Below are 13167 nucleotides of genomic sequence, written 5' to 3'. Positions count from 1 at the left end.
ACCCACCACCACATGGTTTTACGGGGCCATAGCTCAGCTGGGAGAGCACCTGCTTTGCAAGCAGGGGGTCGTCGGTTCGATCCCGACTGGCTCCACCAGTACCTGGCACGACCGCTTTTTGGATGTGTAGCAGCGCACACAAAGATTGATTTGAAGCCAACCGGCGCTGAGGCCGGCGTGGTGTTCTTTGAAAACGTAAACGAGTGACAAGCGTTTTGGTTCGAAACCGAACCGAGATGTGTCGAAACAAGTTAAGGCAACGAATGCGTTGTTTGGCATCGATCCCCACAAGGGATCGGCCCCGAGGCGACTTGGGGTTATATGGTCAAGCGACCAAGCGTATACGGTGGATGCCTTGGCAGTCAGAGGCGATGAAGGACGTGGCAGCCTGCGAAAAGTGTCGGGGAGCTGGCAACAAGCTTTGATCCGGCAATGTCCGAATGGGGAAACCCACCGCTTAGGCGGTACCGTGCACTGAATACATAGGTGTACGGAGCGAACCCGGGGAACTGAAATATCTAAGTACCCGGAGGAAAAGAAATCAACCGAGATTCCGTAAGTAGCGACGAGCGAACGCGGAGCAGCCCAAAAGCGCACAGTGTTTTAGTGGAAGGACCTGGAAAGGTCTGCCATAGACGGTGATAGCCCGGTACGCGAAAGGGCACCGTGCGTGAAATTGAGTAGGGCGGGGCACGAGAAACCCTGTCTGAACATGGGGGGACCATCCTCCAAGGCTAAATACTCCTGACTGACCGATAGCGAACTAGTACCGTGAGGGAAAGGCGAAAAGAACCCCGGAGAGGGGAGTGAAATAGACCCTGAAACCGTATACGTACAAGCAGTGGAAGCCCGCAAGGGTGACTGCGTACCTTTTGTATAATGGGTCAGCGACTTACTGTCAGTGGCAAGCTTAACCGTCTAGGGGAGGCGAAGGGAAACCGAGTCTGAATAGGGCGCATAGTCTCTGGCAGTAGACCCGAAACCGAGTGATCTATCCTTGGCCAGGTTGAAGGTGCGGTAACACGCACTGGAGGACCGAACCCACATCTGTTGCAATAGATGGGGATGAGCTGAGGATAGGAGTGAAAGGCTAAACAAACTCGGAGATAGCTGGTTCTCCTCGAAAGCTATTTAGGTAGCGCCTCGGACGAATCTTCCTGGGGGTAGAGCACTGTTATGGCTAGCGGGTCATCGCGACTTAGCAAACCATGGCAAACTCCGAATACCAGGACAGACTATCCGGGAGACACACGGCGGGTGCTAACGTCCGTCGTGAAAAGGGAAACAACCCAGACCCGCAGCTAAGGTCCCCAAGTTCTAGCTAAGTGGAAAACGATGTGGAAAGGCATAGACAGCCAGGAGGTTGGCTTAGAAGCAGCCACCCTTTAAAGAAAGCGTAATAGCTCACTGGTCGAGTCGGTCTGCGCGGAAGATTTAACGGGGCTAAGCTAGACACCGAAGCTCGGGGTGCACACTTTGTGTGCGCGGTAGAGGAGCGTTCCGTACGCCTGCGAAGGTGGATCGAGAGGTCTGCTGGAGGTATCGGAAGTGCGAATGCTGACATGAGTAACGATAATGGGGGTGAAAAGCCCCCACGCCGAAAGCCCAAGGTTTCCTCGCGCAACGTTCATCGGCGCAGGGTGAGTCGGCCCCTAAGGCGAGGCAGAAATGCGTAGTCGATGGGAAGCAGGTTAATATTCCTGCACTTTTCTTAAGTGCGATGTGGGGACGGAGAAGGTTAGGTCTACCCGGCGTTGGTTGTCCGGGGGAAAGGCGGTAGGCATGAATCTTAGGCAAATCCGGGATTCTCTATGCCGAGCACCGAGACGAGCCCTATTGGGCGAAGTGACTGAGACCACGCTTCCAGGAAAAGCCACTAAGCTTCAGCTTAAGAAAAACCGTACCGTAAACCGACACTGGTAGGCAGGGTGAGAATCCCAAGGCGCTTGAGAGAACTCGGGTGAAGGAACTAGGCAAAATGGCACCGTAACTTCGGGAGAAGGTGCGCCCATCGGGGTGGTCACGTGCGTGACTGAGCTCTGATGGGTCGCAGTAACCTGGCCGCTGCGACTGTTTATCAAAAACACAGCACTCTGCAAACACGAAAGTGGACGTATAGGGTGTGACGCCTGCCCGGTGCTGGAAGGTTAATTGATGGGGTCAGCCGCAAGGCGAAGCTCTTGATCGAAGCCCCAGTAAACGGCGGCCGTAACTATAACGGTCCTAAGGTAGCGAAATTCCTTGTCGGGTAAGTTCCGACCTGCACGAATGGCGTAACGACAGCGGCGCTGTCTCCACCCGAGACTCAGTGAAATTGAAATCGCTGTGAAGATGCAGCGTTCCCGCGGCAAGACGGAAAGACCCCGTGAACCTTTACTATAGCTTTACACTGAACGTTGAGTTCTTCTGTGTAGGATAGGTGGGAGGCTTTGAAGCGCAGACGCCAGTTTGCGTGGAGCCATCCTTGAAATACCACCCTGAAGTGCTTGACGTTCTAACCTAGGCCCGTAATCCGGGTCAGGGACCGTGTATGGTGGGTAGTTTGACTGGGGCGGTCTCCTCCCAAAGCGTAACGGAGGAGCACGAAGGTACGCTCAGCGCGGTCGGACATCGCGCACTGTGTGCAAAGGCATAAGCGTGCTTGACTGCAAGATCGACGGATCAAGCAGGTACGAAAGTAGGTCTTAGTGATCCGGTGGTTCTGTATGGAAGGGCCATCGCTCAACGGATAAAAGGTACTCCGGGGATAACAGGCTGATACCGCCCAAGAGTTCATATCGACGGCGGTGTTTGGCACCTCGATGTCGGCTCATCACATCCTGGGGCTGTAGCCGGTCCCAAGGGTATGGCTGTTCGCCATTTAAAGTGGTACGCGAGCTGGGTTCAGAACGTCGTGAGACAGTTCGGTCCCTATCTGTCGTGGGCGTTGGAGATTTGAGGGGGGCTGCTCCTAGTACGAGAGGACCGGAGTGGACGTTCCGCTGGTGTTCGGGTTGTCTCGCCAGAGGCATTGCCCGGTAGCTACGAACGGAAGTGATAACCGCTGAAAGCATCTAAGCGGGAAGCACGCCCCAAGATGAGATCTCCCGAGAGCTTGACTCTCCTTAAGGCACCATCAAGACTAGGTGGTTGATAGGCGCGATGTGGAAGTGCAGCAATGCATTGAGCTTACGCGTACTAATGCGCCGTGCGGCTTGACCATATAACCCCAAGACGCTTCGAATGTCTTTGCCGATACATCTCGATTCACCAACTCGCTTGTCACTCGTTTACCCCTTTTGAAGCCGGCGCTTGATAGCGCTGCTTCAACCCCTTCCCTGGCGGCCATAGCGCTGTGGTCCCACCCGATCCCATCCCGAACTCGGAAGTGAAACGCAGCCGCGCCGATGGTAGTGTGGCTTGTCCATGCAAGAGTAGGTCACCGCCAGGGGCTTTATCCTGAAACACCCTCACCGGCAACGGTGGGGGTTTTTCTTTGCCTGCGTTTCCTGCGGCGCTTCAGGCGCACCTGCGAATGGTTCGCACGGTCCTGCAACGGTCCCGACCGCATGCGCGACCGGCGCGCGTCGGACGCCACCGCCGATCGTTGCCAAGGCATCCGGCCCACCGATGTCGGGACCGTTACCCCTGTAGGAGCGCCCTTGGGCGCGACCGCCATGCACCCGGCTACCACTACCGGCCACCATCCCTCACTGGCCGTCGTCGCGCACCAGCATTTGACCGGCGGGCGTGGTCGCGGCCGTCAGCCGGCGGGCAATCCCACCGCCAACATCGAAGGTCGGAACAGGAGGCGCACCGCTTGGCCGGCGCGTCGATGGACGGCACACCGCGACCGGGTCCCTACACGGACGTTCCGCGCATCCAATGCGTTTTCCCCCCTCCATCAATAGGGCGCACAGGTGCGCTCCTGCAGGACCGCGGGGCGACTGCTCGCGCCATGCCTGCGGGTGGACGTTGTTGTCGCGTCTTCGCCGTTTCCAACAGGCGCCAGCGGAGCGCAGTCGCAAAGGCGCGTCGAGGACCCCACGGATCGGGCGCAGGAAAGGCTCGTAAGCGAGTTGAGATTAGGGCGAGCGACCTATGACCTGACCGCTCCGTCACGCTTGGGAGCAGCGCTGGCTGCCCCGCGTGGTTGCGGTGCCGTGGATGGATTTGCTGGGCGTGGTGGCCTACGGCGCGGGGATGGTGCCGCGCGCCGGATAAGACTCAAAGCGCGTAGTCGAATTGCTCGCGGAACGCTTCGGCGAACTCGTCGTAGGTGAAGCGCTGGTTCTGCGTGCCCGGATGCTCGACCTTGAGCGCGCCCATCAGAGACGCCATGCGGCCGATGGTGGGCCAGTCGTAGCCGCGCATGATGCCGAAGATCAGGCCTGCCCGGTACGCATCGCCGCAGCCGGTCGGATCGATCACCTGTCGTTCCCGGGCCGCCGGGATCTCGATGACCTCTCCGCCAGTGTGGATCAACGATCCGCGCGGTCCCAAGGTCACGATGTACGCCTGGGTGCGGCTGGCGATCTCTTCTGCGCTCCAGCCCGTGCGTTGCTGCAGCAGCTGCGATTCGTAGTCGTTGACGATGACGTAGTTGGCCTTGCCGATCATCGAGCGGAACTCTTCTCCGGTGAACAACGGCATCGCCTGGCCCGGGTCGAAGATGAAAGGCACGCCGTGCGCCGCGAAGTCCTCGGTGTGCTGCAGCATCGCTTCCCTTCCGTCCGGCGCGACGATGCCGAACTGCGCATCGGCCACGTCGCCCACGTGGTTGTGGTGCGAACTGGACATGGCGCCGGGATGGAAGGCGGTGATCTGGTTGTTGTCCAGGTCCGTGGTGATGAAACACTGCGGAGTGAACTGGTCCTCGAACACGCGCACGCCATTGAGGCGAATGCCGCAACGGATCATGTGCTCGCGGTAGGGCCCGAAGTCCTGGCCGACCGTCGCCATCGGCAACGGGTCGCCTCCCAGGAGCTTGAGGTTGTAAGCGATATTGCCTGCGCAGCCGCCGAACTCGCGACGCATCTGCGGCACGAGGAAGGAGACGTTCAGAATGTGGACCTTGTCCGGCAGGATGTGGTTCTTGAACTGGTCCGGGAACACCATGATGGTGTCGTAGGCCAGCGAACCGCAGATGACGGCTGACATGTTCGATCAAACCCCAGTGAGCGGCGCGGACGGGACGTCGTCCGGCAAACCCTGCAATCGTAGCGCGACGCTTCGCCCAAGGCGACAGTCGCTTGTCGGTGGAAGCGGCGGCGAGGCTCAGGAAATGCGCGCATCATCGCGTTCTACAAGGCTTTCTTAACTTCTTCGCGCTTGCGTGGGTAGAACCCGCTCACTAGACTGACGCGCTTACTTTTTCCTTTTCCAGCCGGCGCGCCAGGCCTCATGTTCAAGAAGTTTCGCGGCATCTTTTCCAACGACATTTCCATCGACCTCGGCACCGCCAACACGCTGATCTACGTGCGTGGGCAGGGCATCATCCTGAACGAGCCGTCGGTGGTGGCGATCCGCCAGGATCGCGGTCCGGGCGGCCCGCGCACGGTGGCCGCCGTGGGTGGCGACGCCAAGCGCATGCTCGGCCGCACGCCGGGCAATATCGCCACGGTGCGCCCGATGAAGGACGGCGTCATCGCCGACTTCACCATGACCGAGGCGATGCTGCAGCACTTCATCAAGCAGGTGCACAAGTCGCGCATGCTGCGTCCCAGCCCGCGCGTGCTGGTGTGCGTACCGTGCGGCTCGACCCAGGTTGAACGTCGCGCCATCAAGGAATCGGCCGAGGGCGCCGGCGCCCGCGACGTATTCCTGATCGAGGAGCCGATGGCCGCGGCGATCGGCGCCGGCATCCCGGTGCACGAGGCGCGCGGCGCGATGGTGCTGGACATCGGCGGCGGCACCTCCGAAGTGGCAGTGATCTCGCTCAACGGCATCGTCTACTCGCAGTCCGTGCGCGTGGGCGGCGACCGGTTCGACGAGGCGATCATCAACTACGTGCGCCGCAACCACGGCACGCTGATCGGCGAGTCCACCGCCGAGCGGATCAAGCTGGAGATCGGCTGCGCCTTCCCCCAGAGCAACGTCAAGGAGATCGAGATCTCCGGTCGCAATCTGGCCGAGGGCGTGCCGCGCATGTTCACGATCAACTCCAACGAAGTGCTCGAGGCGCTGCACGAGCCGCTGTCGGGCATCGTGGCGGCGGTCAAGTCGGCGCTGGAGCAGACCCCGCCGGAGCTGTGCTCGGACGTGGCCGAGCGTGGCATCGTGTTGACCGGTGGCGGCGCGCTGCTGCGGGACCTGGATCGCCTTATCTCCGAGGAAACCGGCCTGCACGTGCAGGTTGCCGATGATCCGCTCACCTGCGTGGCGCGTGGCGGCGGCAAGGCGCTGGAACTGATCGACCAGCACGGCAGCGATTTCTTCGCGCCGGAGTGAGGCATGGCCGGGCCGCTGCACGCGGCGGTCGCGGCCTGTACGGGGGAAACGCGAGGTGTGTTCGACGACATGGGACTGAGACCGATCCGGTCGCCCGTCCCCGGCCCCCTCCGCGATGGAGGGTGGCAAATCCGTTGTGCCATGCCGGTGCCTTCTGCCACGCTTGATGGCGACCGTCTGCGTCGCTCCTTCCTTTTCGGATTCTCTTGATGGGCCAGGAATCCTCGCCCCTGTTCGCCGGGTCCACCGGCACCTTGCGGCTGATCGGCTACCTCGCGCTGGCGATGGTGCTGATGGTGCTCGACCATCGCAATGGCTGGATGTGGCGCATCCGCTACGGCGCCGCCGTGGCGGTCGAGCCGCTGTATCGCCTCGCCGGCCTGCCGGTGGAAGGGATGCGCACGCTCTCGGTGGCCTTCGCCGACCGCCAGCGGCTGACCAACCAGAATCAGCGCCTGCGCGAGGACCTGCTGCTGGCCAACGCCAAGCTCAACCGCATGGCGGCGGTGGCGCAGCAGAACCAGCATCTGAAGGAGCTGCTCGATACCCAGCGCAGCCTTGAGCTCAACGTCCAGTTGGCCCGCGTGGTCGGCGTCGACCTGGGCGCCTACCGCCATCGCCTGCTGCTGAACGTGGGCGCCCGCGATGGCGTCAAGCCAGGGCAGCCGGTCATCGATGCGCGCGGCGTGATGGGGCAGGTCATCCAGACGCTGCCGACGACCTCGGTGGTGATGCTTATCACCGACCCGAACAATGCGTTGCCGGTGACCGTCGAGCGCACCGGCTTGCGCACCATCGCCTATGGCTCGCGCGATGGCGACCGGCTGGTGCTGCCGACCATCCCGATGGCGGCCGATGTGCACGAGGGCGACCGGCTGCTGACCTCCGGCCTGGGCGGGCGCTTCCCGCCGGGCTTCCCGGTCGGCGCGGTCACCCGCGTGGCGCCCGCGGCCACCGGCATGTTCCTGGAAGCACAGGCGCAACCCAGTGCGGACATCAGCCGCAGCGAAGACGTGCTGCTGCTGCACGACCAGGCCGAACCGGTCGGGCCGCCCGAGCCCGTCCGGCCGGCGGGACCTCCGGCTGACCTCGCACCCGCGGGCACCGGCGAGGCCACCAAGGCCGCACCGCCGGCGAAGGGGCAGCCATGAACCGGCAGCGCCTGGCCCTCGGGTGGTTCATCGGCACGCTGGTGATCGCTCTGCTGTCGATGCTGGTGCCACTGCCGGACGTGCTCGAGCCGTTCAAGCCGTACTGGCCGGCGCTGGTGCTCTTGTACTGGTCGTTGGAATCGGGAGAGCGGGTGACGCTCGGCCTGGCTTTCACGATGGGTCTGGCGGCCGACCTGCTCGATGGCGTGCTGCTGGGTGAACAGGCGTTGCGCCTGACCGCGCTGGTCTTCATCGCGTTGCGTTTCCGCTCACGACTGCGCTTCTTTCCGATGTGGCAGCAGACCCTGGCGGTGCTCGCGCTGCTGCTGAACGATCGCATCCTGTTGACGATCGTGCGGGTGTTCGCCGGCGACGCGCTGCCGCCAGCGAGTTGGTGGATCTCGCCGTTCGTCGGCGCGGCGCTCTGGCCATTCGTGTTCCTGTTGCTGGATGACCTGCGCATGCGCCTGCGCCTGCAATGAAATGAAGAGGCGGCGCGCACTGAAGGATCCCCGCGGCGAGGCGGCGCTTTTCCAGCGGCGCTCGCTGGTCGGATTCGCCCTGATCGTGCTGGGCCTGATGGCCTTGTCCGGGCGCTTCTTCTACCTGCAGGTGATGCGCCACGACGAGTTCGTGACCCGCTCGGAGAACAACCGCGTCAAGCCGAAGGTGATCCCGCCGGCACGTGGGCTGATCTACGACCGCAACGGCGTGCTGCTGGCCGACAACGTGCCGGCATTCCGGCTCGAGGTGGTACCCGAGCAGGTGCCGGACATGAGTGCCATGCTCGCGCAGATCGGCGCGGTGGTGCCGCTGGACCCGGACGACGTCGCCGACTTCAGGAAGCGCCTGAAGCAGAGCCGTCGCTTCGAGAACGTCCCCTTGAAGATGCACCTGTCCGAGGACGACATCGCCCGCTTCGCGATCAACCGCTGGCGCTTCCCGGGCGTGGACGTGGTGCCCTACCTGACCCGCCACTATCCCTACGGCGAGTTGTTCGCGCACGTGATCGGCTACGTCGGCCGCATCGATGCGGACGATCTCAAGCGCCTGGACCCGGACCGCTACCAGGGCACCAGCCACGTCGGCCGCAGCGGGATCGAGCGCTCGTACGAGGATGTGCTGCACGGAACGCCGGGCTATGAACTGGTCGAGGTCAACGCCGACGGCCGCACCCAGCGCGTGCTCGAAACCCATGCGCCGGTCCCCGGCAAGAACCTCTATCTCTCGATCGACGTGCGCATCCAGAAGGCGACCATGGCCGCGTTCGACGGTCGAGCGGGCTCCGCCGTGGCGATCGATCCGCGCAACGGCCAGGTCCTGGCCATGGTCAGCGTGCCGAGCTTCGATCCGAACCTGTTCGTCAACGGCATCAGCAGTGCCGACTACAAGGCATTGACCACCGCGCCGGACAAGCCGCTGTACAACCGCGCGCTGCGTGGCGTGTATCCGCCCGGCTCCACGGTGAAGCCGTTCCTGGCCCTCGGCGGTCTGGCCTACGGCGTCCGCAGGCCGGAGGATACGGTGCTGTCCACGGGCGAGTTCTGCCTGCCCGGGGCCTCGCGCTGCTACCGCGACGACAAGCGCGGTGGCGATGGCGTGGTCGACATGGTCAAGGCGATCGAGAAATCGACCAACACCTACTTTTACAAACTTGCGCTGGACCTGGGCATCGACCGCCTGAGCGACTGGATGGGGCGCTTCGGCTTCGGCCGAAAGACCGGCATCGACCTCGACGGCGAGGAGAACGGCGTCTTGCCTTCGCGCGATTGGAAAATGGCGCATTCGCGCCAGCCCTGGTATCCGGGAGAAACGATCATCGCCGGCATCGGCCAGGGCTACTGGGCGGTGACGCCATTGCAGCTGGCGCATGCGGTGTCGATCCTGGCCGGGAAGGGCATCCCGCGTGCGCCCAGGCTGGTGATGGCGACCCAGGATGGCGTCGATGCCCCCAGACAGCCGTTGCCCAACCCGCCGACCGGCCCCTCGCTGGTGACCGATCCGGCCCACCTGGACGTGATCAAGCAAGGCATGGAAGCGGTGGTGACCAGCGGCACCGGCGCCAAGCAGTTCATCGGCTTTCCGCTGGTGGTCGCGGGCAAGAGCGGCACGGCCGAGCGCTTCTCGCGCACGTCCTCGGCCTACGACACCAACAAGAACACCGCCTACCTTGCCGCGCGCCATCGCGCCTGGTTCGAGGCCTTCGCGCCGGCGGACGACCCGAAGATCTCGGTGGTCGCCATGCTCGAGGCCGGTGCGTGGGGTGCCGAAGCAGCGGGCCCGATCGTGCGTACGGTGATGGAGTCCTGGCTTGCCACGCAGGGTGGCGCACCGGTCAAATCTCAGCCGCCGGCGGCCGCCCCGGCACCCCCGGCGCCCGACCAGCCTGAAGACATGCCGGTGCCGGCCGAGGGCGGGACCACGCCATGATCGGAATGCTCTACGCGCGCATGCGCCGTTTCCTGCGCCGCATCCTGACCCGGCCGCGGATCGATTTGCCGTTGGCCATGGGATTGCTGGCGCTGGCCACGGTCGGCCTGGTCACCCTGTACAGCGCCGGCGGCGGCGACCTGGGCCTGGTCGGCGGCCAGGCGGCGCGGTTCGTGCTCGGCGCGGCGCTGCTGCTGCTGATCTCACGCATCCCGCCCACGGTGCTGCGCAGCTGGACACCCTGGCTCTACGCCGGCAGCACCGCGTTGCTGGTGGTGGTGGCGCTGCTGGGCGAGGGCCGTGGCGCCGACCGCTGGCTGGACCTGGGCTTCATGCGCTTCCAGCCGTCCGAGCTGCTCAAGCTGACCATGCCGATGATGGCCGCCTGGTACCTGCACCCGCGCCAACTGCCGCCGAGCTGGAAGGACATGGCCGTGGTCGGCCTGCTGATCGCCATCCCTGGTGGGCTGATCGCCAAGCAGCCCGACCTGGGAACAGCGCTATTGGTGGCCGCCGCCGGGGCGTTCGCGCTGTTCCTCTCCGGCGTCGCCTGGTGGCGCATCGGCCTGCTGCTGGGCATCGCCGCCGGCATGGTGCCGGTGGGCTGGCATTTCATGCATCAGTACCAGCGCGATCGCGTGCTGACCCTGCTCAATCCCGAGGCCGATCCGCTGGGCAATGGCTGGCACATCATCCAGTCGCAGATCGCGGTGGGTTCGGGGGGCGTCTTCGGGAAGGGCTGGACGCATGGCACGCAGTCGCGGCTGGACTTCCTGCCCGAGCACACCACCGACTTCATCTTCGCCGTGTTCTCCGAGGAATTCGGCCTGGTCGGCGTGGTCTGCCTGCTGGCGCTGTACGCCTTCATCATCGGCCGCTGCCTGTGGATCGCGATGGAGGCGCGCGACACCTATTCACGCCTGCTCGCCGGCGCGATCGCGATGAGCTTCTTCGTCTACGTCTTCGTCAACGGCGGCATGATCGCCGGCATGCTGCCAGTGGTCGGCGTGCCGCTGCCGTTCGTCAGCTACGGCGGCACCTCGGCGGTCAGCCTGTTGAGCGGTTTCGGCGTGCTGATGTCGATCCACGCCAACCGCAAGATGCATGACTGAGCGGCGTCACCCTGTCGCCCCGGTTCGGCCCCGGATCGGCCGTGCACGCGTGATAGGCTTGGGTGCGATGTCGATCCGCGCGGTGTTCCCCATGTCTCTTCTTCGCTCGTGCCGCCTGCCCGGCGTGCTCGCCGCCCTCCTGCTGGCCGTCGCGCCGGTGCACGCCGAGAAAACGGTCCATCCCGGCCAGGCCGAACTGGTGCGCGAGGTAGCGCGCGACACCGGCAAGGACCCGGCCACACTCAATGCGCTGCTCAGTGGCGCGCAGATGCAGCAGTCGATCATCGACGCGATGAACCGCCCGGCCGAAGCGAAGCCGTGGAAGGACTACCGGCCGATCTTCATCACGCCCAAGCGGATCGACGAGGGCGTGGCCTTCTACCGCGACCATCGCGAATTGATCGAGCGCATCGCCGGGCAGTACGGCGTGGCGCCCGAGTACCTGGTGGCCATCCTGGGCGTGGAAACCTTCTACGGCCGCAACACCGGCAAGTACAAGGTGCTCGATGCGCTGGTCACGCTGGGCCTGTATTACCCGCCGCGCGCGAAGTTCTTCCGCGAGCAGCTGAAGGTGCTGCTGGAGCTGCCGGCCAACCACCTGGCCGGTCCGTTGGACACGCTCACCGGCTCCTACGCCGGCGCGCAGGGCTGGGGCCAGTTCATGCCCTCCAGCATCCGCGACTTCGGCGTGGACGGCGACCACGACGGCCACATCGACATGCAGGGTTCGTTGCCGGACATCCTGGCCAGCGTCGCCAACTATTTCGCCGGCCACGGCTGGGAGCGCGGCGGCCCGGTCGCCGCGCGGGCGCAGCCGGACACGGCGCCGAGGACGCTGGACGTCCCCGACCCGCAGCCGCGCTGGCCACTGGAGCAACTGGAGGCCTGGGGCTACGCGCCGCTGGAGTCGTTCGATCCGGGCCGGATGACCAGCCTGCAGGCGCTCGAAGGCGGCAACGGCCCCGAATACTGGTTCACCTTCCAGAACTTCTATGTGATCACCCGCTACAACAAGAGCCCGCTGTATGCCCTGGCCGTGCACCAGCTGGCTGAGGGCATTGCCGCGGGCGTGCGCTCGGCGGATGCCGTGCCGTGAGCTGGCGCGCTGGCGTCCTGGCGATAGTCGCGTTGGCGCTGGCCGGGTGCGGCGGTTCGCATCCGCGGCCCTCGCATGGCGGCAAGGTAGCGGGTCCGCGCGCGGAAGGCCGCCATGGCGGCTTCCGCGACGACATCAGCCGCCCGCAGTCCAGCCGCTATCGCGACAACGACGACAGCGTGCCGCCGGCGATCGACGTCAGCCGGATTCCCGAGCCGGTGCCCAGGATCGAGCCGCGCTCGCTCTATGGCAACAAGTCGCCCTACACCGTGCTCGGCAAGACCTATCGCGTGCTCTCCGATGCGCGTGGCTACGACGAGCGCGGCATCGCCTCGTTCTACGGCGCCAAGTTCCACGGCTACAAGACTTCCAGCCTGGAGAACTACGACATGTACGCCTTCAGCGCTGCGCACAAGACGCTGCCGCTGCCCAGCTACGCGCGCGTGACCAATCTGGAAAACGGCAAGAGCGTCATCGTGCGCATCAACGATCGCGGGCCGTTCCACGAGAACCGGCTGATCGACCTGTCCTACGCGGCCGCCGTCAAGATCGGCATCTGGCCCAAGGGCACCGGCCTGGTCGAAGTGCGCGCGATCGACCCGGCTCATCGGGACGACGATGGGACGGCCGAGGAACTGACCGCGCAAGCGGCGGTCCCATCGGGTAGCGCCCACCCGGCCATCTGGCTGCAGGTGGGCGCATTCTCCGACCTGGCGAACGCGGACCGCGTGGCCACACGGCTGCGCTCGGCCCGGCTGGCGCCGGTGCAGGTGACCGATGTGGAGGTCAACGGACACAACATCCGCCGCGTGCGCGTGGGACCGCTGGACGACGTCGACCAGGCCGACCGCGTGACCGACCAGATCGAAGAGCTCGGCCTCCCCCGACCGCAGGTCGCGGTAGACTGAGCGATGCATTTTTCGCGCTGGCGCGCGGGGCGCCGGCCACA

Annotated in this window: 8 protein-coding genes, 2 tRNA genes and 2 rRNA genes (1 of these 12 running past the window's edge); 11 read left to right on the top strand and 1 reads right to left on the bottom strand. The window is 64.4% G+C overall.

Features of this window, described 5'->3' with window-relative positions; all coding sequences use genetic code 11:
• The 4 genes from ACFWZ1_RS15150 to rrf all read left to right on the top strand — a co-directional run.
• Positions 1 to 8: transfer RNA gene (locus ACFWZ1_RS15150), tRNA-Ile, on the top strand; it begins 69 nt to the left of the window's first position.
• A gap of 14 nt (positions 9 to 22) precedes the next feature.
• Positions 23 to 98, top strand: a tRNA-Ala gene (locus ACFWZ1_RS15145).
• Positions 99 to 323: 225 nt separating this feature from the next.
• Positions 324 to 3202 (top strand): 23S ribosomal RNA (locus tag ACFWZ1_RS15140).
• Positions 3203 to 3316: 114 nt separating this feature from the next.
• Positions 3317 to 3430 (top strand): 5S ribosomal RNA (rrf, locus tag ACFWZ1_RS15135).
• A 776-nt stretch (positions 3431 to 4206) separates the two neighbouring features.
• On the opposite strand, the gene ACFWZ1_RS15130 is transcribed toward rrf, so the two are convergent.
• Positions 4207 to 5139, bottom strand: coding sequence for a carbohydrate kinase family protein (locus tag ACFWZ1_RS15130; protein ID WP_231321718.1), 933 nt, complete (start codon positions 5137 to 5139; stop codon positions 4207 to 4209).
• 243 nt (positions 5140 to 5382) lie between these two features.
• Here ACFWZ1_RS15130 and ACFWZ1_RS15125 point away from each other — a divergent pair, with 243 nt between their 5' ends.
• The 7 genes from ACFWZ1_RS15125 to ACFWZ1_RS15095 all read left to right on the top strand — a co-directional run bounded on the left by ACFWZ1_RS15125 (position 5383) and on the right by ACFWZ1_RS15095 (position 13126).
• Positions 5383 to 6429 carry a rod shape-determining protein gene (locus ACFWZ1_RS15125; RefSeq protein WP_091340706.1) on the top strand — a complete coding sequence of 349 codons (1047 nt, stop codon included), beginning with the start codon at positions 5383 to 5385 and terminating at the stop codon, positions 6427 to 6429.
• A 209-nt stretch (positions 6430 to 6638) separates the two neighbouring features.
• Positions 6639 to 7580, top strand: coding sequence for a rod shape-determining protein MreC (gene mreC, locus ACFWZ1_RS15120; RefSeq protein ID WP_231321717.1), 942 nt, complete (start codon positions 6639 to 6641; stop codon positions 7578 to 7580).
• Complete coding sequence (gene mreD / locus ACFWZ1_RS15115) at positions 7577 to 8062, top strand: rod shape-determining protein MreD (protein WP_231321716.1); 486 nt, start codon at positions 7577 to 7579, stop codon at positions 8060 to 8062. The genes mreC and mreD overlap by 4 nt, the downstream gene beginning before the upstream one ends.
• Position 8063: 1 nt before the next feature.
• Positions 8064 to 10010 (top strand): penicillin-binding protein 2, encoded by a 1947-nt coding sequence (gene mrdA, locus ACFWZ1_RS15110; RefSeq protein ID WP_439667047.1) that lies wholly within the window; start codon positions 8064 to 8066, stop codon positions 10008 to 10010.
• The gene (gene rodA / locus ACFWZ1_RS15105) at positions 10007 to 11122 is read left to right on the top strand and encodes a rod shape-determining protein RodA (protein ID WP_231321712.1); all 1116 of its coding nucleotides are present in this window, start codon (positions 10007 to 10009) and stop codon (positions 11120 to 11122) included. The genes mrdA and rodA overlap by 4 nt, the downstream gene beginning before the upstream one ends.
• Before the next feature lie 91 nt (positions 11123 to 11213).
• Positions 11214 to 12218, top strand: coding sequence for a lytic murein transglycosylase B (gene mltB / locus ACFWZ1_RS15100; RefSeq protein ID WP_439667046.1), 1005 nt, complete (start codon positions 11214 to 11216; stop codon positions 12216 to 12218).
• Positions 12215 to 13126: a septal ring lytic transglycosylase RlpA family protein gene (locus ACFWZ1_RS15095; RefSeq protein WP_439667045.1), complete on the top strand. Its 912-nt coding sequence runs from the start codon at positions 12215 to 12217 to the stop codon at positions 13124 to 13126. The genes mltB and ACFWZ1_RS15095 overlap by 4 nt, the downstream gene beginning before the upstream one ends.
• The last annotated feature ends 41 nt before the right edge of the window (positions 13127 to 13167 follow it).

It is taken from the genome of Frateuria sp. GZRe14 (assembly GCF_051900395.1).
GTDB classification, from domain to species: domain Bacteria; phylum Pseudomonadota; class Gammaproteobacteria; order Xanthomonadales; family Rhodanobacteraceae; genus Frateuria_A; species Frateuria_A edaphi.
Note: the sequence above shows the minus strand (reverse complement) of the source record. Positions and strands in the feature narration are given on the sequence as shown.

Coding starts and splice junctions, on each gene's coding strand:
- ACFWZ1_RS15130 (WP_231321718.1), bottom strand. CDS start 5,139: ATGTCAGCCGTCATCTGCGGTTCGCTGGCCTACGACACCATCATGGTG.
- ACFWZ1_RS15125 (WP_091340706.1), top strand. CDS start 5,383: ATGTTCAAGAAGTTTCGCGGCATCTTTTCCAACGACATTTCCATCGAC.
- mreC (WP_231321717.1), top strand. CDS start 6,639: ATGGGCCAGGAATCCTCGCCCCTGTTCGCCGGGTCCACCGGCACCTTG.
- mreD (WP_231321716.1), top strand. CDS start 7,577: ATGAACCGGCAGCGCCTGGCCCTCGGGTGGTTCATCGGCACGCTGGTG.
- mrdA (WP_439667047.1), top strand. CDS start 8,064: ATGAAGAGGCGGCGCGCACTGAAGGATCCCCGCGGCGAGGCGGCGCTT.
- rodA (WP_231321712.1), top strand. CDS start 10,007: ATGATCGGAATGCTCTACGCGCGCATGCGCCGTTTCCTGCGCCGCATC.
- mltB (WP_439667046.1), top strand. CDS start 11,214: ATGTCTCTTCTTCGCTCGTGCCGCCTGCCCGGCGTGCTCGCCGCCCTC.